Here is a 20,276-nt window from a genome sequence, read left to right on the forward strand (position 1 = left end):
TCCCACAGGTACCGCGCCGCCCTTAGGCCTGTGCAGTACCTGTGGGAGCTGGCTTGCCGGCGATGAGGCCATCAGATGTTACGCAGCATCCGGCGGACGATTGGCCCATGCGCCTTGCCGACAGGCAGCATGTAGAGGCGGCCGAAGCGGTTGAAACACTGTACCGAGGTGGTCACGCTCAAACGCTGCTGGCCATCCCTCTGCTCATCCAGATCCATGCTCACCATCACCGCCAGGTGCGTGTCACGCGAGGTCAGGACCAATTGCTGGTCGCTGATTGCCTCGACCAGAAAAAAGTCCAGATGCTCACCCACTGCCGGCAAACGTTCGGGGCTGCGCGATGAGAAACCGTGGATAGCAGTGACATTGAAGCGGCGCGAGATTAAATCGCGCAGGCGAAAGGCTTTGGCCAGCCAGCCTGGGACGTCAGAAGTCATGGCGCAGTAGGCCTGGAGAGCGGTCATTGGCGCGCTGACATGCACGCTGTCGCAATGGAAAAAATCCAGGGCGGCCGGGGCGGCGACCAGTTGAGCTGACATGAACAACTCCGTTTGCCATGTGTCATTGCCATCATAGCAACACTCCCCACGGAGGTAAGGGCCCTGTGTCGCGATCGATGTGGGAGCGGGCATGCCCGCGAACACCGGCGAAGCCGGTGCCATCCACCGTGTCGCCTGCTTCGCGGGCACGCCCGCTCCCACAATGATCGGGTCAGGCTCTGAATTGGCCCAGGCTGGCACGCAGCTGTGCCGCCAGGTCATCCAGCACCTTGCTGCTGGCGGTGGTCTGCATCACCACCTCGGCCGAGCGTTCGGCCTGGGCGTGTATGGTTTCCACCCGTCCACGCACTGCCTGCGCCCCGCTCGCCTGCTGCTCGGCCGCCCGGGTGGCCAGGCCGATGGCCGCGTGCACCTGCTCCACCGCTGCCTGCACCGACTGCTGGCGGCGCTCGTTGTCACGCAGCACCAGCAGCCCTTCGCTGGCCTTGAGCCCGGCCTGGCTGATGGTGGCCACGGCCTCCTTGGCCCCCTTCTGCAGCGCGGCGATATGCGCCTGGATATCTCCCGTGGAACTTTGCGTCTTGCTCGCCAACGCCCGCACCTCATCGGCCACCACGGCAAACCCGCGCCCGGTTTCGCCAGCACGGGCGGCTTCGATGGCCGCGTTCAAGGCCAGCAGGTTGGTCTGTTCGGCGATGCCGTGGATAACCGTCAGCACCACTTCGATCTGCTCGCTCTGCTTGGCCAGGCGCTCGATCACCTGGGAGCCGGCCTCCACCTGCCCAGCCAGGTTCTCGATCAGACCGGCTAGCTGGGTCGATGTGCGGCTGTTCTCGTCAGTTGCCTGGCGGATATCCACCACCTGCTGCAGGGCTGCCTGCATCGCGTGGCTTTCAGCCTGGGCCTCGTCGGCCATGCTCGACAGGTCGCGCAGGCTGGCTGCCACTTCGTCGCGTTGCAGTGCAGCGGCAGCATCGGCACCGGCATTGCGCTGGGCCATCGCGCCAATCTCAACGCCGGTGCGCTGCGCCACCTCGCCCGCCTCGCGCACGATGGGTTGCAGCTTGTCGACAAAGCGGTTCACCGCCGAAGCCATGTCGCCAATTTCGTCGCGGCTGTCGAGGGGCACACGCTTGGTCAGGTCGCCTTCACCAGCCGCCAGGTCATCGAGGGCGGCAATCAGCAGGCGCAGCTTGCTCAGCACCCGGCGACCAAGCACCACAGCCACCACCACCAGCACACCCAGGCCGACCAGCATCAGGCCCAGGCCGATGCGCCAGCGCAGTTCGGCGGCAGCATCACGCACGGTCTGTGCGGTATTGGCCTGCATCGCGGCTGCGCTGCCCTGCGCCTTTTCCAGGCGCTCGCGCAAGGTCTTGCCACTGTCGGCTGCAGCACCGACCAGGCTGTCGCCGACCAGTTGCTCGCCGCTGGCGATCAGTGCGGCGAAGCGCTGGTCGAGGGCCTTGAGCTCCTGGTCGATGCCGGCGGTGGAAACGCCCATCACCACCTTGCCGATTTCTGCACCATTGGGGTTGATCGAGGCCTCGACGAAGTACACCGCCGGGTCGCGCCGGGCCGCGTCGATCACCTTGTCCAGCGCACGTTCGCCCTGGCCCTTGTCCATCAATGCCTGGTTGATCGGGTTTTGCCGGTTCAGGTAGCGAGTCAGGTGCTGGCCCTGGGCGTCGTCGTAGACCACGAACAGCACGTTAGGGTTGCGCTGGGCGCGCCGGGCGAAGTCGGAGAGCACCGGCACGTCGTTGTCCCATATCGCCCGCGGTGCGACCGACGCCAGCAGCTCGGCCATATCGTTGGCGGAGTCCTTGAGGTTCTTTTCCAACGTGCTGCGCAGCTGCTGCTGCTCGCTTTGCAGGCGCGCCGACAAACCTGCGCTAAGGCGCTGGCGGGTGCTGCTGGAGAGGCCGTCGAGGCCTGAGCGCACGTCTTGCCCGGCTTGCTCCAGCTCACTGGCGAGCTGGCGGCTGTCATTGCCCAGGCGTTCGCCCAGGTCGGCTTCCAAGGCGGTGACCGTGCTTCGGGTAAGCGCAACGGCGACCAGCACCTGCACCAAAAGAGCGATACCAAGGGCAACAAACACAGGCCGCAAAAGGCGGCTTCGTAACAGTGAGAGGATGGCAGACACGGTGTAACCCTCGTGTTTTCTGGCGCCACTATTTTGATGGCATCTTCAGAAACTTCTTACAGCAAGGGTTGTGCCGGGGTCAGCAGGGATAAGTGCCAAGGTTCAGCAATGGGTTTTCCTGTACTGGCCTCTTCGCGGGCTTGCCCGCTCCCACAGGTACTCCACATGTCTTGAGGCCTGTGGTGTACCTGTGGGAGCTGGCTTGCCGGCGATAGGGCCGGGACAGGCATACCCCACAAATGAAAACGCCGCAGCCCCTTTCAGGGCCACGGCGTCAGATCAGCCTGGAAGGCAGATCAGGCGAACGGATGACGCAGAACGATGGTCTCGTTGCGGTCCGGGCCGGTGGAGATGATGTCGATCGGCGCGCCGATCAGCGCTTCGATGCGCTTGATGTAGGCGCGAGCGTTGGCTGGCAGATCTTCCAGGGTTTTCACGCCCAGGGTCGACTCGCTCCAGCCTGGCATCTCTTCGTACACCGGCTCCAGGCCGATGTAGCTGTCGGCATCGGAAGGCGCGTCGATGACGGCACCGTTCTCGTTCTTGTAGCCAACGCAGATGTTGATGGTTTCCAGGCCATCCAGTACGTCCAGCTTGGTCAGGCAGATGCCCGAGATGCTGTTGACGTCGATGGCGCGACGCAGGATCACGGCATCGAACCAGCCGCAACGGCGCGCACGGCCGGTGGTGGAGCCGAACTCATGGCCACGCTTGGCCAGGGTAGCGCCAGTCTCGTCGAACAGTTCGGTCGGGAACGGACCGGAACCTACGCGAGTGGTGTAGGCCTTGGTGATACCCAGGATGTAGTCCAGGTACATCGGGCCAACGCCGGAACCGGTGGAGATACCGCCAGCGGTGGTGTTGGAGCTGGTGACGTACGGGTAGGTACCGTGGTCGATGTCCAGCAGCGAGCCCTGGGCACCTTCGAACATGATGTCCTTGCCGGCGCGACGCAGGTTGTGCAGCTCGGCGGTGACGTCGAGCATCATCGGCTTGAGCTGTTCGGCGTAAGCCATGCATTCGTCCAGGGTCTGCTGGAAGTCGATGGCCGGCTCTTTGTAGTAGTTCACCAGCTGGAAGTTGTGGTAGTCCAGCAGCTCACCCAGCTTGGCGGCGAAACGCTCGCGGTGGAACAGGTCGCCCACGCGCAGGCCGCGGCGTGCAACCTTGTCTTCGTAGGCTGGGCCGATACCACGGCCGGTGGTGCCGATCTTGGCTTCGCCACGGGCTTTTTCGCGGGCCTGGTCCAGGGCAACGTGGTACGACAGGATCAGCGGCGCAGCCGGGCTGATGCGCAGGCGCTCGCGCACCGGTACGCCCTTCTCTTCCAGCTTGGTGATTTCACGCATCAGGGCATCCGGGGCAACGACCACGCCGTTGCCGATCAGGCACTGTACGCCTTCACGCAGGATACCGGACGGAATCAGGTGCAGAACGGTCTTTTCACCGTTGATCACCAGGGTGTGACCCGCGTTGTGGCCACCCTGGTAGCGCACTACGGCGGCAGCATGTTCGGTCAGCAGATCGACGATCTTGCCTTTGCCCTCATCACCCCACTGGGTGCCCAGGACGACGACATTCTTACCCATTACATTGGTCCTCATTCACGCAAACTTGGTTGCCGGCCTACTGCCGGCGCAGAAACTCACTGGGCCAGCGGCAGAACCTGCCAGCGCCCGTCTTGCTGAATCAATTGCCGATCACAATCCGCCTCGAGAGCAGCACTCAACGGCTGGCCAGGCAGGGCCTGGACCACACGCTGGCCCTCGTTGCGCAACTGGCAGACTTGCTGCCAGAGGGCCGCGTCGCCACTGTCCGGCATCCAGATGCCGCCAGTTGGCAATACGACCTCCGCTCGCCCCAGTGTGACCAGGGTCTTCAAATCCGTGGAGAAACCGGTGGCCGGGCGGGCCCGGCCGAAATCGGCGCCGATGTCGTCATAGCGCCCGCCCTGGGCGATCGATTGACCTTCGCCCGGCACGAACACGGCGAACACCACGCCAGTGTGATAGTGGTAACCGCGCAGCTCGCCGAGGTCGAAGTACAGCGGCAGGTCCGGGAAGCGCGACGCCAGGCGATCGGCGATCGCCAGCAGGTCGTCCAGCGCCGCCAGCACGCTGGCCGGGGCACGGCCCAGGCGCACGCGGGCTTCGGCCAGCACTTCGCGGCCACCGCACAGCTCGACCAGCGCGCGCAGCATGTTGCCCAGGTCCTTCGGCAGGTCGGCGGTCAGCACCTGAACTTCATCCACGGCCTTGCGCTGCAGGGCGTCGAACAGCTGCTGCTCGACCGCACCGGACAGGCCGGCAGCACGGGCCAGGCCGCGGTAGATGCCGACGTGGCCGAGGTCCATGTGCACATCCGGCACATCGGTCAGTTGCAGCGTGGCGAGCATCAGACTGATGATTTCGACATCGCTGGTGGGGCTGGCGTCGCCGTACAGCTCGGCACCCAGCTGTATCGGGCTGCGCGAGGTGGACAGGGCACGCGGCTGGGCGTGCAGCACGCTGCCGGCATAGCACAGGCGGCTCGGGCCTTCACGGCGCAGGGTGTGGGCGTCGATACGTGCCACCTGCGGGGTGAAGTCGGCGCGGAAGCCCATCAGGCGGCCGGACTGCGGGTCCACTACCTTGAAGGTGCGCTGATCCAGGTCCTGGCCGGCGCCGGTGAGCAGCGACTCCAGGTACTCGATATGCGGGGTGACGACCAGTTCGTAGCCCCAACTCTGGAACAGGTCCAACACCTGGCGGCGCGCGATCTCGATACGCGCAGCCTCAGGTGGCAGTACTTCCTCGATGCCATCTGGCAGCAGCCAGCGGTCTACCGTTGCCATTACGCCATTTCCCCTCTGGTCCGGGCGGCTTGCCAGCAGGCTAGCCGTCAGTAAAGCCGGTATCGCGCACAGCAGCGGGCAGCACTGATCCCAGCGCAGCCACCGTACCCGACACCCTCGAATTGCCTTGCGACCTGACCAAACCGTCAACTGGCGGTTTGCCAATCAACCTTGCAGACGCAAAAAAGCCGGGAAATTTCCCGGCTGCCTCATCATACACCCCTTTTCATTCAGGATGCACCCCGCCTGGTGTTTTAGCTGCCAGGCGGGGCGCCGCTGCATGAAAATCAGGGCCTGAGCATCACGGCCTGCTCTTGTCCAGGAAGCGGAAGAACTCGTTCTTCGGGTCCAGGACCAGCACGTCGCTCTTGCTCGAGAAGCTCTCGCGGTACGCCTGCAGGCTACGGTAGAACGCATAGAAATCAGCGTCCTGGGTGTAGGCCTTAGCGTAGATGGCGGCCGCCTGGGCGTCGCCGTCACCGCGGGTTTCCTCTGCTTCGCGATAGGCCTCAGCCAGCAATACGCGGCGCTGACGGTCGGCATCGGCACGGATACCTTCAGCCAGCTCGTTACCCTTGGCGCGGTGCTCACGGGCCTCACGCTCACGCTCGGTGCTCATGCGGTCGAAGACGCTGCGGTTGACTTCCTTCGGCAGGTCGATGGCCTTGACGCGCACGTCGACCACCTCGATACCCAGCTCCTTTGCGGCCATGCGGTTCAGCGAAGCAGTGATGTCAGCCATCAGCGCGTCACGTTCACCGGAAACCACTTCGTGCAGGGTACGTTTACCGAACTGGTCACGCAGGCCGCTTTCCAGACGACGCGACAGACGCTCGTCGGCGATCTGCTTCATGCCGGACGTGGCGGTGTAGAAGCGTTCGGCGTCCTTGACGCGCCACTTGGCGTAGGCGTCGACCATCACCGCTTTCTTCTCCAGGGTCAGGAACCGCTGGGTCGGGGCGTCGAGGGTCATCAGGCGGGCGTCGAACTTGCGCACCTGGTTCACGTACGGAATCTTCACGTGCATGCCCGGCTGGACATCCGCCTGGACCACCTTACCGAAGCGCAGCAGTACCGCACGCTCGGTCTGGGACACGATGTAGAAGCTGTTCCAGGCCACGATGGCCAGGACCACGGCGGCGATCAGGGCGATCAGCGATCTGTTGCTCATCAGCGGCTCTCCCTAGTGCGCAGCGGCTGCTGTTGCTGTTGCAGGTCCTGCGCCGCACGCGCGGCCGCATCGTTGACCGATGGCGACACACTGGCGGTCGGCGCGGACGGGTTGCGGCTGCCTTCGACCATCTTGTCCAGCGGCAGGTAGAGCAGGTTGTTCTGCCCGTCCTTGGTCGCCACCATGACCTTGCTCGAATTGCTGTAGACCTCTTGCATGGTCTCCAGGTACAGACGCTGACGGGTCACGTCAGGTGCCTTGCGGTATTCGGCGACCAGCTTGGTGAAGCGGTCGGCCTCACCCTTGGCGCGGGCGATGACTTCGTCGCGGTAACCGTTGGCGTCCTCGATGATGCGCTGGGCCTGACCACGGGCTTCCGGCACCACGCCATTGGCGTAGGACTCGGCCTGGTTGCGGGCACGCTGCTCGTCTTCGCGGGCACGGATCACATCGTCGAAGGCTTCCTGCACTTCACGCGGGGCTGCCGCGCTCTGCACGTTGACCTGGGTAACGCTGATACCGGTGCGGTAGGTGTCGAGGAAGCGCTGCAGGCGTTCGCGGATATCCACGGCCATCTGCTCGCGGCCTTCGGTCAGCACCTGGTCCATCGAGGTGGAACCCACCACGTGGCGCAGGGCACTGTCGGTCGCGTGCTGCAGGCTGACCTCAGGCTGGTCGACGTTGAGCACGAAGTCCTGCAGGTTGCTGATCTTGTACTGGACGGTCAGCGGTACCTCGACGATGTTCTCGTCTTCGGTCAGCATCTGGCCCTGCTTGGTGTAGGCACGCTCGCGCGTGACGTTCTCCATGTACTTGCGATCGATCGGCGGGAAGTAGATGTTCAGGCCGGGACCGACCGTCTCATAGTACTTGCCGAAGCGCAGCACCACGGCCTGCTCCTGCTCGTCGACCACGTACACGGCGCTGTACAGCCAGATAGCAGCCAGCACCGCCAGGCCGATGCCCAGCAGGCCCAGGCCACCGCCCTTGCCGACATTGCGGTCACCGCCGCCACGTTTCTTGCCACTGCCGAACATGCCGTTCAGGCTGTCCTGCAATTTGCGGAAGGCCTCGTCCAGGTCCGGTGGACCTTTCTTGTCACCACCGCCGCCACCGCCATTCCGGCGACCGCCCCAGGGATCCTGATTGTTCGAGTTGCCACCCGGCTCGTTCCAAGCCATAGCGCTCTCCATCTGATAAAGCAAAGACGCGCCCACGGCGCGCCGTCCAATGCTACAGAATGCCTGTCACTGCTGCCCGGCGACCTCGACGAGCATTTATTGCAAAGTGTGTTGCTCGACAAACACTTGCGGCTCCATGCCTTCGCGGCTGACCAGGCGATTCAGTTCGACCATGGGCAGTCGCACGCTCAGCAGGCTGCGCCCTTCTTCATCATGCTCTTCACTCTGCACGGCACCCAGGGCAAAGAATTGCGCGCGCAAGCGGGCAAAACGCTGCTCCAGACACAGGGTACCGACAAACAGATCATCCCCCAGCAACTCGGCAATCGCCTGGCCGACCAGCTCCAGGCCACGCCCATCGCGTGCCGATACCCAGACCCGTTCCGGCTTGCCATCGGCATTGCGCTGGATCTGCGGCTCGACATCTTCGAGCAGGTCGAGTTTGTTATACACCTCGAGGATCGGCAACCCTTCGGCACCAATCTCGCCCAACACCGCCAGCACCTGCTCGATCTGCTCCATGCGCTCCGGCTCATGGGCGTCGATCACATGCAGCAACAAGTCGGAGTTGCTCGACTCTTCGAGCGTAGCCCGAAATGCCTCGACCAGCTTGTGCGGCAGGTGGCGAATGAAGCCCACGGTGTCGGCCAGCACGATCGGCCCCAGGTCGTTCAGCTCGAGCCGACGCAGGGTCGGGTCGAGGGTGGCGAACAGCTGGTCCGCGGCATACACCTCGGATTCGGTCAGGGCGTTGAACAGCGTGGACTTGCCGGCGTTGGTATAACCCACCAGCGATACCGACGGAATGTCCGCGCGCTTGCGCCCGCGGCGCGCCTGCTCGCGCTGGCTGCGCACCTTCTCCAGGCGTGACTTGATCTGGCGAATGCGCACCCGCAACAGGCGGCGGTCGGTTTCCAGCTGGGTTTCACCCGGGCCACGCAGGCCGATACCACCCTTCTGTCGCTCAAGGTGGGTCCAGCCGCGCACCAGCCGCGTGCTCATGTGTTCGAGCTGGGCCAGTTCGACCTGCAGCTTGCCTTCATGGGTACGCGCCCGTTGGGCGAAGATATCGAGGATCAGCCCGGTACGGTCGAGCACACGACACTCGAACACACGTTCGAGGTTGCGCTCCTGACTGGGCGTGAGGGTGTGATTGAAAATCACCAGGTCTACCTGTTCGGCATGGACCAGGTCGTGCAACTCTTCGACCTTGCCACTGCCAATCAGGTATTTGGCGGAAGGCTGATGCCTTGCCACCGTGACCAGCGAGACGATGTCGGCACCGGCCGACAATGCCAGCTCCTGGAACTCCTGCGGGTCTTCGCGCGCCTCAGGGTTCTGACCTTCCAAGTGAACGAGCAACGCCCGCTCACCACCACCGTGGCGCTCAAAGAACAATGCAGGCTCCTATCAGGCGTTGCCTGGCTCGCTGTCGCCGTGTTCGGAATCGGACGGGCTTGGCAGACGAACCGGACGGGCAGGAACCACGGTCGAGATGGCGTGCTTGTAGACCATCTGGCTGACGGTGTTCTTCAGCAGTACCACGAACTGGTCGAAGGACTCGATCGAACCCTGCAGTTTGATGCCGTTGACCAGGTAGATGGATACCGGGACCTTTTCTTTTCTCAAGGTGTTCAAGTAAGGGTCTTGTAGCGAATGCCCTTTTGACATATGCCGCACTCCTGTAAGGATAAATAATAGAAAATCAAGAAAATCGATAAATTAGGCCGCCCCTTCGCAAGAATAGACGGCAATCAGCAGGGACTCAGCTCAATATGGAGATGGCCCCAAGGTATTTCAAGGTGCGGGACAGATTGTCGCAGGCCAGGCTGTCAAGCCAGTGTACTTCGGGCCAGCCACGCAACCAGGTGAACTGCCGCTTGGCCAGCTGCCTGGTGGCAATGATACCGCGTTCACGCATCTCATTCTCAGTCAGCTTGCCGTCCAGGTAATCCCAGACCTGCCGATACCCCACTGCCCGTATAGACGGCAGCCCGGCGTGCAAGTCACTTCTGGCTCGCAGCGATCGGACCTCGTCGACGAAGCCCTGTTCCAGCATCTGTGAAAATCGTAACGCAATTCGCTGATGCAAAATGTGACGATCTGTAGGAGCAATCGCCAAACTCGCGACAGTATAGGGCAAATGTCCGCCAGCGCCTGCGTCTGCGCCGCGACTTTCCGCGAATTGACGCTGTCGATGTGCCGTCATGCTCTCGCCACTCACCCGGTACACCTCCAACGCCCGGATCAACCGCTGCGGGTCGTTGGGGTGGATGCGCGCCGCCGACTCAGGGTCAACCTCGGCCAACTGGCGGTGCAACTCGGCCAGGCCCAGCGCCTCGGCCTGGGCTTCCAGCTCGGCACGCACCGCGGCATCGGCCGCCGGCATGTCGGCCAGGCCATCGATCAACGCCTTGTAATAGAGCATGGTGCCGCCCACCAGCAGCGGGATCTTGCCGCGCGCGGTGATCTCGGCCATGGCCTCCAGGGCATCGGCACGGAACTGCGCAGCCGAATAGCTCTCGGCCGGGTCGCGAATGTCGATCAGCCGGTGCGGGTGAGCGGCGAGGATTTCTTTCGACGGCTTGGCCGAACCGATGTCCATGCCGCGGTAGACCAGCGCCGAATCGACGCTGATCAGCTCGCACGGCAGCACTTTGGTCAGCTCGATGGCCAGGTCGGTCTTGCCGGCCGCCGTCGGGCCCATCAGGAATATTGCAGGGGGCTTGCCACTCATTTCATCGACCGCGCAGGAAGAGTTTGTCCAGGTCATCCAGGCCCATCTGGGTCCAGGTGGGGCGACCATGGTTGCACTGGCCGCTGCGCTCGGTGTTTTCCATGTCACGCAGCAGGGCGTTCATCTCGGGGATCGCCAGGCGCCGGTTGGCGCGCACGGCGCCGTGGCAGGCCATGGTGCCGAGCAGCTCGTTGAGGTGCGCCTGGATACGGTCGCTGGTGCCGTATTCCATCAGGTCGGCGAGTACATCCTGCACCAGTCGGTTGGCCTCGGCCTGCTTGAGCAAAGCCGGGATCTGGCGGATGGCCAGGGTCTCGGGGCCCAGCCGCTGCAGTTCGAAGCCCAGCCGCTGGAACCACTGCGCGTGCTCTTCGGCGCAGTCTGCTTCACGCTGGCTCAGGGCCAGGGTCTCGGGCACCAGCAGCGGCTGGCCGCTGAGGCCTTCGCTGGCCATGGCTACCTTCAGGCGCTCGTACATGATGCGCTCATGGGCCGCATGCATGTCTACCAGCACCAGGCCGATGGCGTTCTCGGCCAGGATATAGATGCCCTTGAGCTGCGCCAGCGCGTAGCCCAGCGGGGGAATGTCACCCTGGCTTTCGGGCAACGCCGTTGGCGCCGCGTCTTCATCCAGCGGTTTGTAAAACTCGCGATAAACCGCCTGTGCCTCGGCGGCTGGCAGCGGCTGCGAGGGGCGCGGGGCGTACTGGTACTGGTAACCCGCGCCACTGCCGCCACTGGAAAACGACTGCTGCGGGGCTCGCGGCTGCTCGAGCACCGGCGAGGCCAGGCGCATTTCGCCCTGGGGGCCGAACTCACCGGCCTGCTGGCCCGTGGGGCGAACCACTTCGGGCACGGCAGCAGGCGCCGCCAACTGGTCTTCCGGGCGCACATCGGCCAGGGCGCGATGCAAGGTGCCATACAGGAAGTCGTGCACAGAGCGCCCCTCGCGGAAACGCACTTCGTGCTTGGTCGGGTGCACGTTGACGTCGACGCCGTTGGGCTCCAGCTCCAGGAACAGCACGAAGGTCGGATGCCGACCATTGAACAGCACGTCACGGTAGGCCTGGCGCACGGCGTGGGCGACCAGCTTGTCGCGCACCGCACGGCCGTTGACGAAGAAATACTGCAGGTCTGCCTGGCTGCGCGAGAAGGTCGGCAGGCCGACCCAGCCCCACAGGCGCAGGCCATTGCGTTCCACGTCGATCGGCAGCGCCTGCTCCATGAAGCCCGGGCCGCAGATGGCGCCCACCCGCCGCGCACGGGCGGTTTCATCGTGGGCCTCGTGCAGGCTGAGGATGCTCTTGCCGTTGTGGCGCAGGTGGAAGCCGACATCGAAGCGCGCCAGCGCCAGGCGCCGTATCACTTCCTGCAGGTGATCGAATTCGGTTTTCTCGGCCTTGAGGAACTTGCGCCGGGCCGGGGTATTGAAGAACAGGTCGCGCACTTCAACCGAAGTACCCACCGGGTGCGCCGCCGGCTGCACCCGCGGGGTCATGTCGCGGCCTTCGGTTTCCACCTGCCAGGCCTCGGTAGCGCTGGCGGTACGCGAGGTCAGGGTCAGGCGCGCCACCGAGCTGATCGAGGCCAGGGCCTCACCACGGAAGCCCAGGCTCAATACCCCTTCCAGGTCTTCCAGCTCGCGGATCTTGCTGGTGGCGTGACGGGCCAGGGCCAGCGGCAGGTCGTCGGCGGAAATGCCGCTGCCATCGTCACGCACCCGCAGCAGCTTGACGCCGCCCTGCTCCACTTCCACGTCGATACGCCGGGCGCCGGAGTCCAGGCTGTTTTCCAGCAACTCCTTGGCGACAGAAGCCGGCCGCTCGACAACCTCACCGGCGGCAATCTGGTTGGCCAGCCGCGGGCTGAGCAGCTGGATGCGCGAACCACCACTCATTGCGAGGCCAACGTGGTAGCGGGGATATCGAGGCGCTGGCCGACCTTCAGCTCATCGGTCTTGAGGCTGTTGGTGCTGCGCAGGCTGGTCACGCTGACCTGGTAGCGCACGGCAAGCATCGCCAGGGTCTCGCCAGGGCGTACCGTGTGCTCACGCGGGCCAGCGGCGATCTTGCCGGTGTCGCGCAGCCAGGCGATGTAGGTGCCAGGCGGCGGGTTCTGCTGGAAGTACTGGCGCACACCGGTGTGGATCGAACGGGCCAGGGCCTGCTGATGGCTGGCGGTGGCCAGCTTGGCGGCTTCGTTGTTGTTCGAGATGAACCCGGTTTCAACGAGGATCGACGGAATATCCGGCGACTTCAGCACCATGAAGCCGGCCTGTTCCACCCGCTGCTTGTGCAGCGAGGTAATGCGGCCCATGTTGCCCAGCACCTTCTGCCCGACATTGAGGCTGGAGCTGAGCGTGGCGGTCATCGACAGGTCGAGCAGCACGCCGGCCAGCATGCGGTCCTTGTCGTCGAGGCTGACGTTACCGGCACCACCGATCAGGTCGGAACGGTTTTCCGTGTCGGCCAGCCAGCGCGCGGTCTCGGAGGTAGCGCCGCGGTCGGACAGGGCGAACACCGAGGCGCCAAAGGCGGCGCGGGACGGCGCGGCGTCGGCGTGGATCGAGATGAACAGGTCGGCGCCCTTCTTGCGGGCGATTTCCGTGCGCTTGCGCAGCGGGATGAAGTAGTCGCCGGTACGGGTCAGCTCGGCCCGGAAGCCTTTTTCGCTGTTGATCTGGCGCTGCAGTTCCTTGGCGATCTGCAGCACGATGTCTTTTTCATGCTGGCCACGCGAGCCGGATGCACCCGGGTCTTCGCCGCCGTGACCGGCGTCGATGGCAACCACGATGTCACGCTTGCCGTTGGGAACCGGCGGCAGCTTGATGGCAGGCTGGGCCGGGGTCACCGGCACTGCTGGCGTGGTTGCAGGCGTTGGTGCCGGAGTCGGGGCCGGAGCCGGCGCGCTGGCCGCGATGGCGTCGGCTTCCTGGTCGTACAGGTCGACTACCAGGCGGTTGCCGTACTGGGCATTGGGCGCCAGGGTGAAGCTTTTTGGGGTGACCGACTTTTTCAGGTCGACCACCACGCGCAGGTCGGTTGGGGTGCGCTGAGCCGAACGCACGCTGCTGATCGGCGTATTGGAGGTAGCCACGTTCAGTGGCGCGGCCAAGGTCGCGCCATTGATGTCGATAACCAGGCGATCAGGTGCGCTCAGGGTGAAGACGCTGTGCTGCACGGGGCCAGACAGGTCGAAGACCAGCCGCGTGTTGTCCGGCGCGCGCCACAGGCGCATGCTCTTGACTTGAGTGACGGCCAGAGCGTCAACGGTCACCGTTGTCAGCAGCAGCCCAACGATGGCGACCAGTGCGCGTATGCGCATACCTACCCCACTTACTGTTTATAGTGTTCGGCCAGTGCAACGCACCAGGCCTCGCCGCGAGCCCCCTGCGGCGAAAGGATCAGCGAGCGTCCGCCCGCTTGGGGGCTTATGGTAATGGTCAGGTCGGGCTTTGGCAAAACGCCCGCACCCTTTTGTGGCCACTCGAACAGGCACAGCGGGTCGCCCTCGAAATAGTCACGAATACCCATGAACTCCAGCTCTTCCGGATCGACCAGGCGATACAGGTCGAAATGGAACGCCCGCACCTCACCGATCTCGTAAGGTTCGACCACGGTGAAGGTCGGGCTTTTCACCGCACCAGTATGGCCCAGGCCACGAATCAGGCCACGCGACAGCGTGGTTTTGCCCGCGCCCAGGTCACCTTCCAGAAAAATCACGCCGTGACCGCCGGTCACCTCGGCCAGTTGTGCGCCGAATTTGACCGTGGCCGCTTCATCGGCCAGAAACAGTTTTAAGCCAGACACGCAGAATGCTCCTCCAACAACTCACGAATGACCGGCGCCAGATCGCTGGCAGCCAGGCCTCTACCTTTAACGCCCAGACGCTCGCCGGCACAGGCGTGCAGCCATACCCCCAGCCCCGCGGCATGCCAGGCATCCAGACCCTGGGCCAGCAGCGCCGCCAATACACCGGTCAGCACATCGCCCAGGCCGGCACCGGCCATGGCCGGGTGGCCACGTTCGCACAGCAGCAGCTGCCCGGCCGGGTCGGCCACCAGAGTGCCAGCCCCCTTGAGCACGCAGACGCTGTTGTAACGGCGCGCCAGCTTGCGTGCGGCGCCCGCGCGGTCCGCCTGCACAGCCTCGGTGGAAATACCCAGCAGCCGCGCCGCCTCCCCGGGGTGCGGGGTAAGGATGCTGCCACTGGGCAGGGCCAGCGGGGTGCGCGCCAGCAAATTCAGGGCATCGGCGTCCCACACCTGCGGGCGCTCGGCATTGGCCACCGCCGACAGCAGGCTGCGGCCCCAGGCTGCCTGGCCCAGGCCAGGGCCGACCACCAGCACCGAAGCGCGCTCCAGCACGCCCATCAGCTGGTTGGCCGAAGTGGCGCCCAGGCACATGACCTCGGGCAGGCGCGCCAGGCTGGCAGTCACGTGTTCAGGCCGGGTCGCCACGCTGACCAGCCCCGCGCCACAGCGCAGGGCGGCCTCGGCACTGAGCAGCACGGCGCCGCCGGTACCGAGGTCGCCACCGACCACCAGTACATGGCCGAAGTCGCCTTTATGGGCATGCGCATGCCGTGCCGGCAGGTGCGCGACAGTCACGCTGCTGAGCAATTGAGGGGTATGGCCGGGGTGTTTGGTCTGCGGCATGGGGTCAAAGGCTCCAATGTCTGGCAGAATTATACGCACCTGAGCCCGTATTGCCTTGCCCATCCATGTCCGCCTGTACGCCTGACCTCGCCCAACTGGCCCAATCGATCAAGATTTGGGGCCAAGAACTCGGTTTTGCCCATGTCGGCATCGCCGGGGTCGACCTTGGCGAACACGAACACCATCTGCAGCGCTGGCTCGACGCCGGCTACCAGGGCGAGATGGATTACCTGGGCGCCCACGGCAGCAAACGCGCGCACCCAGAGCAACTGATCCCCGGCACGGTACGCGTGGTATCGCTGCGCATGGACTACCTGCCCGGCGACACGCAGATGGCGCAGCGGCTGGCACAGCCGGAAAAAGCCTACGTATCGCGCTACGCCCTGGGCCGGGACTACCACAAGCTGGTGCGCAAGCGCGTGCAGTTCCTGGCCGATCGCATTCAGGAAGCCATCGGGCCATTCGGCTACCGCGCCTTCGTAGACAGCGCTCCGGTGCTGGAAAAGGCCCTGGCCGAGCAGGCCGGGCTGGGCTGGATCGGCAAGAACACCCTGTTGCTCAACCGCAAGGCGGGCAGCTACTTCTTCCTCGCCGAGCTGTTCGTCGACCTGCCGCTGCCGGTGGACGAAGCCACCACCAGCGAACACTGCGGGCGCTGCCAGGCCTGCCTGGACATCTGCCCGACCCAGGCCTTCGTCGGGCCGTATGTGCTGGATGCACGGCGCTGCATCTCCTACCTGACCATCGAACTGCGGGGGCCGATCCCCGTCGAGTTGCGTTCGAAGATGGGCAACCGGGTGTTCGGTTGCGATGACTGCCAGATCGTCTGCCCGTGGAACCGCTTTGCCAGGCACAGCCAGGAACAGGACTTCCAGCCACGGCACGGGCTGGAGAATGCCGAGCTGGCGGAGATGTTCCTGTGGGATGAAAGGACCTTCCTGCGCAAGACCGAAGGCGGGCCATTGCGCCGGGCCGGGTATGAGCGCTGGTTGCGCAACCTGGCGGTGGGGCTTGGCAATGCGCCATCGACGATCCCGGTGATCGAAGCGCTGAAGGCGCGGCGCGAGGATGCCTCGGAGCTGGTGAGGGAGCATGTGGAGTGGGCGCTGGCGCAGCACGGCATTTCGTAGCCCCCCTGAGGGAGATTGCCCAGCCATATGGGCTGCGTTGTCGCACAGATAACTGAACTCGCAAGCGATCCTCGTACCCTGTGGGAGCGGCTTTAGCCGCGAAGAATCCAACGCGGTGCATGGCACCGGCTACGCCGGTGTTCGCGGCTAAAGCCGCTCCCACAGGGTCCCTGCTAATTCAATGAGTTATGTACAGTTCTATGAAAGCGGGTTTACCCGCGCGGTGGATGGCACGGGCTGCGCCCGTGTTCGCGGGTGAACCCGCTCCCACAGGGGGCGCATGTCAAGGCTACTGCTGGTCGTTGTAGTGGAACTTGGGCATTTCCCAATGGAACCGAATCGCCAGCAACCGCACCAGGAACCCGCCAAACAAGGTCAGCAGCATCGCCTGCTCCGCCGGCACCTTGAAATACACGCAGCCCAGGTAGAACCAAGCCGCGGCAAACGACACGCTGGCGTACAGCTCGCGGCGGAATACCAGGGGAATGTCGTTACAGAAGATATCCCGCAAGATCCCGCCAAATACCCCGGTGATCACCCCGCTGATCGACGCCACGAGCATGCCCTGCCCCATCTCCAGTGCGGTCATGCAACCGATCAGGGTAAAGGCCACCAGCCCCAGGGCATCGAGCACCAGGAACAACGAGCGCAGGCGGCGCATCATTGGCGCGATGAAGATGGTCAGCAGCGCCGCACAACTGGTCAGCACCAGGTACTCCGGGTGCTTCACCCAGGTCAGCGGGTAATGCCCGAGCAGCACATCACGCACCGAGCCGCCACCCAGGGCGGTGACGCAGGCGATCAGCACCACGCCGAACCAGTCCATGCCGCGGCGGCCAGCAGACAACGCGCCGGTCATGGCTTCGGCGGTGATGGCGATGAGGTAGAGCATCAACAACATGGTGCGGGGTCCGTGCGGGCGGGCGAGAAAGGCGCGCAGTCTAACCAGTTGCCCATGGCACCAAAAGAGGGCGCAGATACAATATCTGCGCCTTTTTCGGCTCATACCTTGATGAAGTGCTCGCGATAGTGGCGCAGTTCGGCGATCGATTCGCGGATGTCGTCCAGCGCCAGGTGGGTGTTGCCCTTCTTGAAGCTGTCACGCACATCAGGCGCCCAGCGTGCAGCCAGCTCCTTCAGGGTCGAGACATCCAGGTTGCGGTAGTGGAAGTAGTTTTCCAGGTTGCGCATGTGCCGGTAGAGGAAGCGGCGGTCCTGGCAGATGCTGTTGCCGCAGATCGGCGACTTGCCTTTCGGTACCCACTGCTCGAGGAAGGCAATGGTCTGCGCCTCGGCTGCGGCCATGTCGACCTTGCTCTCGCGTACGCGCTGGGTCAGGCCCGAAGCGCCATGGGTGCGGGTGTTCCACTCGTCCATGCGCGCCAGCACTTCGTCACTGTGGTGGATGGCGATCACCGGCCCTTCGGCCAGGGTGTTCAGTTCGCTGTCGGTGACGATGGTGGCCATCTCGATGATGACGTCGCTGTCCGGATCCAGGCCGGTCATTTCCAGGTCGATCCAGATCAGGTTCTGTGGGTTTTGCATGCGGGGGCTCCTCGTATAGGCCGTCATAGTAGCGTAGTGGCCAAGGCACGCCCATTCACGGCGCGAAGGTAAGCCAAATGGTCCGGCGCCTGGCGTGCTAAACTGCCTGCCGTTTTCAACCTGCCCCCACGCACGGAACCTTCATGGCCAAACGCCAGCTCAATCGCCGCCAGAACTGGCGCATCGAAAAAATCCAGAACGAGCGCGCCGCGCGTGCGGCCAAACGCGAACAGCACGTGCTGCAGGAACTGGAGGGTGGCGACCTGGGGCCGGAACAGCTGGGCCTGGTGATTGCGCACTTCGGTGTGCAGGTAGAAGTGGAAGCCCAGGACGGCGAAGCCGCGGGCCAGGTATTCCGCTGCCACTTGCGCGCCAACCTGCCGGCGCTGGTTACCGGCGACCGCGTGGTATGGCGCTCGGGCAACCAGGGCATTGGCGTGATCGTCGCGCAGATGCCGCGCAGTACCGAGCTGTGCCGGCCAAACAACCACGGCCAGCTGAAACCGGTGGCGGCCAACGTCGACCTGATCGTGATCGTCTTCGCCCCCGCGCCCGAGCCGCACCCCAACCTCATCGACCGTTATCTGGTGGCGGCGGAGCACGCCGGCATTCGCCCGCTGCTGCTGCTGAACAAGGCCGACCTGATCAACGACGAGAACGGCCCGGGCCTGCATGCGCTGCTGGAGGTTTACCGCGAGCTGGGCTACCCGCTGCTGGAGGTCTCGGCCCACCACGGTGACGGCATGCAACGCCTGCAACAGATGCTCGACGGCCACATCAGCGTGTTCGTCGGCCAGTCAGGGGTGGGCAAGTCGTCGTTGGTCAACAGCTTGCTGCCGGACGCCGGCACCCGTGTCGGCGACCTGTCGGAGTGGTCTGGCCAGGGCACCCACACCACCACCACCGCGCGGTTGTACCACTTCCCCAACGGTGGCGACCTGATCGACTCGCCGGGCATCCGCGAGTTCGGCCTGGGTCACGTCAGCCGCAGTGATGTGGAGGATGGTTTCATCGAGTTCCGCGACCTGTTCGGCACCTGCCGCTTCCGCGACTGCAAGCATGATCGCGAACCGGGCTGTGCGCTGCTCAAGGCGCTGGACGAGGGGCGTATCAAGCAGCAACGGATGAACAGCTACCGCTCGATCATTGCCAGTTTGCCGGAAGACGCTTACTGACCGCTTGCGCCAGAGGTTCTGCGCCGGTTTCAGCTACGGCGCGATCCTGTGGGAGCGGCCTTGCGTCGCGAAAGGGGCGCGCAGCGGCCCCAGATATCAGCAGCAAATATTGCCGGGGCCGCGTTGCGGCCCTTTCGCGACACAAGGCCGCTCCCACAAGGGACCGCGCAAGACGAAAAAGGGTTTACTGGTCCTTGGCCTCATCCATCTTCAGCGTCCCCTCTTCGAAGATGTTCAGTTTCTGGCGCAGTTCACGCGGCTGCATGGGGGCCTGCCCGGCCTCCCCTGGCGCCGCCGGTGCCGCAGCGGCCGGCGGCGCAGGCTCGGCAGCCGGTGCTTCCGGCGCGCCCTGCTCGCCTTCGATATTGCGCTGGGCCTTCTTGGTCAGCACGATGATGTCGATGCGGCGGTTGACCGGGTTGAACGGGTCCTTGCGATCGAACAGCGACGACGAGGCATAACCCACCACCCGCGCCACCTGGTCATCCGGGTAGCCGCCGGCCACGAGTGCACGGCGCGCGGCGTTGGCGCGGTTGGCCGACAGTTCCCAGTTGCCGAACTCGCCACTACCGGCATAAGGCTTGGCGTCGGTGTGGCCACTGATGCTGATCTTGTTCGGCACCGCCTTGATGGTGTCGGCCATGGCCAGCAGGATGTCCTCGAAGTACGGCTGCAGGCGCGCGCTGCCAATGTCGAACATCGGCCGGTTCTCGGCGTCCATGATCTGGATGCGCAGGCCGTCCTGGGTGATCTCGAACAGGATCTGGTCCTTGAACTTCTGCAGCTGCGGGTTCTCTTCTACCTTGTTCTGCAGTTCCTGCAGCAGCAACTCCAGGCGCTCACGCTCGACCTGCTCGGCCATGGTCTCCACCTGGTCCTTGTCCAGCTGGATGCTGGTATCAGGCGTCGGCTCCGACTTGGCTTCGGGGTTGATGGTCTTTTCCGGCGCCAGCTGAGGCGAGCCGCCCAAGTCGATGACGTAGGGCGTTCCGCTTTCCGAGAAGCCGATCGGGTCCTTGAAGTAGCCGGCAATGGCGATCTTCTGTTCTGGTGTGGCCGTGGACAACAGCCACAGCACCAGGAAGAACGCCATCATCGCCGTGGCGAAGTCGGCGAAGGCGATTTTCCAGGCGCCGCCGTGATGGCCGCCGCCAAAGCGCTTGACGCGCTTGACGATGATGGGCTGATTGTTCTCCATGAC

Annotated in this window: 18 protein-coding genes; 2 read left to right on the forward strand and 16 right to left on the reverse strand. The window is 64.4% G+C overall.

What is annotated here, in order from left to right; translation table 11 throughout:
- Positions 1-71 precede the first annotated feature (71 nt).
- From ABX298_RS07845 to ABX298_RS07905, 13 genes are all read right to left on the reverse strand, one after another.
- Positions 72-539, reverse strand: coding sequence for a DUF2867 domain-containing protein (locus tag ABX298_RS07845; RefSeq protein WP_367394268.1), 468 nt, complete (start codon positions 537-539; stop codon positions 72-74).
- A 172-nt stretch (positions 540-711) separates the two neighbouring features.
- On the reverse strand, positions 712-2,646 hold the full coding sequence (locus tag ABX298_RS07850) for a methyl-accepting chemotaxis protein (RefSeq protein WP_075046526.1): 1,935 nt from the start codon (positions 2,644-2,646) through the stop codon (positions 712-714).
- A gap of 296 nt (positions 2,647-2,942) precedes the next feature.
- Positions 2,943-4,235, reverse strand: coding sequence for an adenylosuccinate synthase (locus ABX298_RS07855; protein WP_061550605.1), 1,293 nt, complete (start codon positions 4,233-4,235; stop codon positions 2,943-2,945).
- A 56-nt stretch (positions 4,236-4,291) separates the two neighbouring features.
- Positions 4,292-5,479: an ATP phosphoribosyltransferase regulatory subunit gene (locus ABX298_RS07860; protein ID WP_286918092.1), complete on the reverse strand. Its 1,188-nt coding sequence runs from the start codon at positions 5,477-5,479 to the stop codon at positions 4,292-4,294.
- 301 nt (positions 5,480-5,780) lie between these two features.
- The gene (hflC, locus tag ABX298_RS07865; RefSeq protein ID WP_013974432.1) at positions 5,781-6,650 is read right to left on the reverse strand and encodes a protease modulator HflC; all 870 of its coding nucleotides are present in this window, start codon (positions 6,648-6,650) and stop codon (positions 5,781-5,783) included.
- On the reverse strand, positions 6,650-7,831 hold the full coding sequence (gene hflK / locus ABX298_RS07870; RefSeq protein ID WP_025340824.1) for an FtsH protease activity modulator HflK: 1,182 nt from the start codon (positions 7,829-7,831) through the stop codon (positions 6,650-6,652). The genes hflC and hflK overlap by 1 nt, the downstream gene beginning before the upstream one ends.
- Before the next feature lie 96 nt (positions 7,832-7,927).
- On the reverse strand, positions 7,928-9,229 hold the full coding sequence (hflX, locus tag ABX298_RS07875; protein ID WP_015272005.1) for a ribosome rescue GTPase HflX: 1,302 nt from the start codon (positions 9,227-9,229) through the stop codon (positions 7,928-7,930).
- A gap of 12 nt (positions 9,230-9,241) precedes the next feature.
- The gene (gene hfq / locus ABX298_RS07880) at positions 9,242-9,502 is read right to left on the reverse strand and encodes an RNA chaperone Hfq (RefSeq protein ID WP_003258160.1); all 261 of its coding nucleotides are present in this window, start codon (positions 9,500-9,502) and stop codon (positions 9,242-9,244) included.
- Positions 9,503-9,596: 94 nt separating this feature from the next.
- The gene (gene miaA / locus ABX298_RS07885) at positions 9,597-10,568 is read right to left on the reverse strand and encodes a tRNA (adenosine(37)-N6)-dimethylallyltransferase MiaA (RefSeq protein ID WP_013974436.1); all 972 of its coding nucleotides are present in this window, start codon (positions 10,566-10,568) and stop codon (positions 9,597-9,599) included.
- Position 10,569: 1 nt separating this feature from the next.
- Positions 10,570-12,465, reverse strand: a complete 1,896-nt coding sequence (gene mutL / locus ABX298_RS07890; protein ID WP_317409461.1) for a DNA mismatch repair endonuclease MutL — start codon at positions 12,463-12,465, stop codon at positions 10,570-10,572.
- Entirely contained in the window at positions 12,462-13,892 is a 1,431-nt protein-coding gene (locus ABX298_RS07895) for an N-acetylmuramoyl-L-alanine amidase (protein WP_075046528.1), read from the reverse strand. Before ABX298_RS07895 ends, mutL begins: the two co-directional genes overlap by 4 nt.
- A gap of 11 nt (positions 13,893-13,903) precedes the next feature.
- On the reverse strand, positions 13,904-14,377 hold the full coding sequence (gene tsaE / locus ABX298_RS07900; RefSeq protein WP_367394269.1) for a tRNA (adenosine(37)-N6)-threonylcarbamoyltransferase complex ATPase subunit type 1 TsaE: 474 nt from the start codon (positions 14,375-14,377) through the stop codon (positions 13,904-13,906).
- Positions 14,365-15,225: an NAD(P)H-hydrate dehydratase gene (locus tag ABX298_RS07905; RefSeq protein WP_286100655.1), complete on the reverse strand. Its 861-nt coding sequence runs from the start codon at positions 15,223-15,225 to the stop codon at positions 14,365-14,367. Before ABX298_RS07905 ends, tsaE begins: the two co-directional genes overlap by 13 nt.
- 65 nt (positions 15,226-15,290) lie before the next feature.
- Between ABX298_RS07905 and queG the strand changes: the two genes are divergently transcribed.
- Positions 15,291-16,355, forward strand: coding sequence for a tRNA epoxyqueuosine(34) reductase QueG (queG, locus tag ABX298_RS07910; protein WP_039612442.1), 1,065 nt, complete (start codon positions 15,291-15,293; stop codon positions 16,353-16,355).
- 289 nt (positions 16,356-16,644) lie between these two features.
- Here queG and ABX298_RS07915 read toward each other — a convergent pair whose 3' ends face one another.
- Entirely contained in the window at positions 16,645-17,256 is a 612-nt protein-coding gene (locus ABX298_RS07915) for a trimeric intracellular cation channel family protein (protein WP_013974442.1), read from the reverse strand.
- Between the two features lie 101 nt (positions 17,257-17,357).
- Positions 17,358-17,900, reverse strand: coding sequence for an oligoribonuclease (gene orn / locus ABX298_RS07920; protein WP_025340831.1), 543 nt, complete (start codon positions 17,898-17,900; stop codon positions 17,358-17,360).
- Positions 17,901-18,043: 143 nt separating this feature from the next.
- Between orn and rsgA the strand changes: the two genes are divergently transcribed.
- The gene (rsgA, locus tag ABX298_RS07925) at positions 18,044-19,075 is read left to right on the forward strand and encodes a small ribosomal subunit biogenesis GTPase RsgA (protein ID WP_025340832.1); all 1,032 of its coding nucleotides are present in this window, start codon (positions 18,044-18,046) and stop codon (positions 19,073-19,075) included.
- 184 nt (positions 19,076-19,259) lie between these two features.
- Here the strand turns inward: rsgA and motB are convergent, their stop codons facing one another.
- On the reverse strand, positions 19,260-20,273 hold the full coding sequence (gene motB, locus ABX298_RS07930) for a flagellar motor protein MotB (protein WP_085587910.1): 1,014 nt from the start codon (positions 20,271-20,273) through the stop codon (positions 19,260-19,262).
- Positions 20,274-20,276: the final 3 nt, after the last annotated feature.

The organism is Pseudomonas sp. X4 (assembly GCF_040784925.1).
In the GTDB taxonomy this organism is placed as follows: domain Bacteria; phylum Pseudomonadota; class Gammaproteobacteria; order Pseudomonadales; family Pseudomonadaceae; genus Aquipseudomonas; species Aquipseudomonas putida_Z.

What these genes read in the sequence shown, in the direction of transcription:
- ABX298_RS07845 (WP_367394268.1), bottom strand. Translation starts at nt 539, where the DNA reads ATGTCAGCTCAACTGGTCGCCGCCCCGGCCGCCCTGGATTTTTTCCAT.
- ABX298_RS07855 (WP_061550605.1), bottom strand. Translation starts at nt 4,235, where the DNA reads ATGGGTAAGAATGTCGTCGTCCTGGGCACCCAGTGGGGTGATGAGGGC.
- ABX298_RS07860 (WP_286918092.1), bottom strand. Translation starts at nt 5,479, where the DNA reads ATGGCAACGGTAGACCGCTGGCTGCTGCCAGATGGCATCGAGGAAGTA.
- hflC (WP_013974432.1), bottom strand. Translation starts at nt 6,650, where the DNA reads ATGAGCAACAGATCGCTGATCGCCCTGATCGCCGCCGTGGTCCTGGCC.
- hflK (WP_025340824.1), bottom strand. Translation starts at nt 7,831, where the DNA reads ATGGCTTGGAACGAGCCGGGTGGCAACTCGAACAATCAGGATCCCTGG.
- hfq (WP_003258160.1), bottom strand. Translation starts at nt 9,502, where the DNA reads ATGTCAAAAGGGCATTCGCTACAAGACCCTTACTTGAACACCTTGAGA.
- miaA (WP_013974436.1), bottom strand. Translation starts at nt 10,568, where the DNA reads ATGAGTGGCAAGCCCCCTGCAATATTCCTGATGGGCCCGACGGCGGCC.
- mutL (WP_317409461.1), bottom strand. Translation starts at nt 12,465, where the DNA reads ATGAGTGGTGGTTCGCGCATCCAGCTGCTCAGCCCGCGGCTGGCCAAC.
- ABX298_RS07895 (WP_075046528.1), bottom strand. Translation starts at nt 13,892, where the DNA reads ATGCGCATACGCGCACTGGTCGCCATCGTTGGGCTGCTGCTGACAACG.
- ABX298_RS07905 (WP_286100655.1), bottom strand. Translation starts at nt 15,225, where the DNA reads ATGCCGCAGACCAAACACCCCGGCCATACCCCTCAATTGCTCAGCAGC.
- queG (WP_039612442.1), top strand. Translation starts at nt 15,291, where the DNA reads ATGTCCGCCTGTACGCCTGACCTCGCCCAACTGGCCCAATCGATCAAG.
- ABX298_RS07915 (WP_013974442.1), bottom strand. Translation starts at nt 17,256, where the DNA reads ATGTTGTTGATGCTCTACCTCATCGCCATCACCGCCGAAGCCATGACC.
- orn (WP_025340831.1), bottom strand. Translation starts at nt 17,900, where the DNA reads ATGCAAAACCCACAGAACCTGATCTGGATCGACCTGGAAATGACCGGC.
- rsgA (WP_025340832.1), top strand. Translation starts at nt 18,044, where the DNA reads ATGGCCAAACGCCAGCTCAATCGCCGCCAGAACTGGCGCATCGAAAAA.
- motB (WP_085587910.1), bottom strand. Translation starts at nt 20,273, where the DNA reads ATGGAGAACAATCAGCCCATCATCGTCAAGCGCGTCAAGCGCTTTGGC.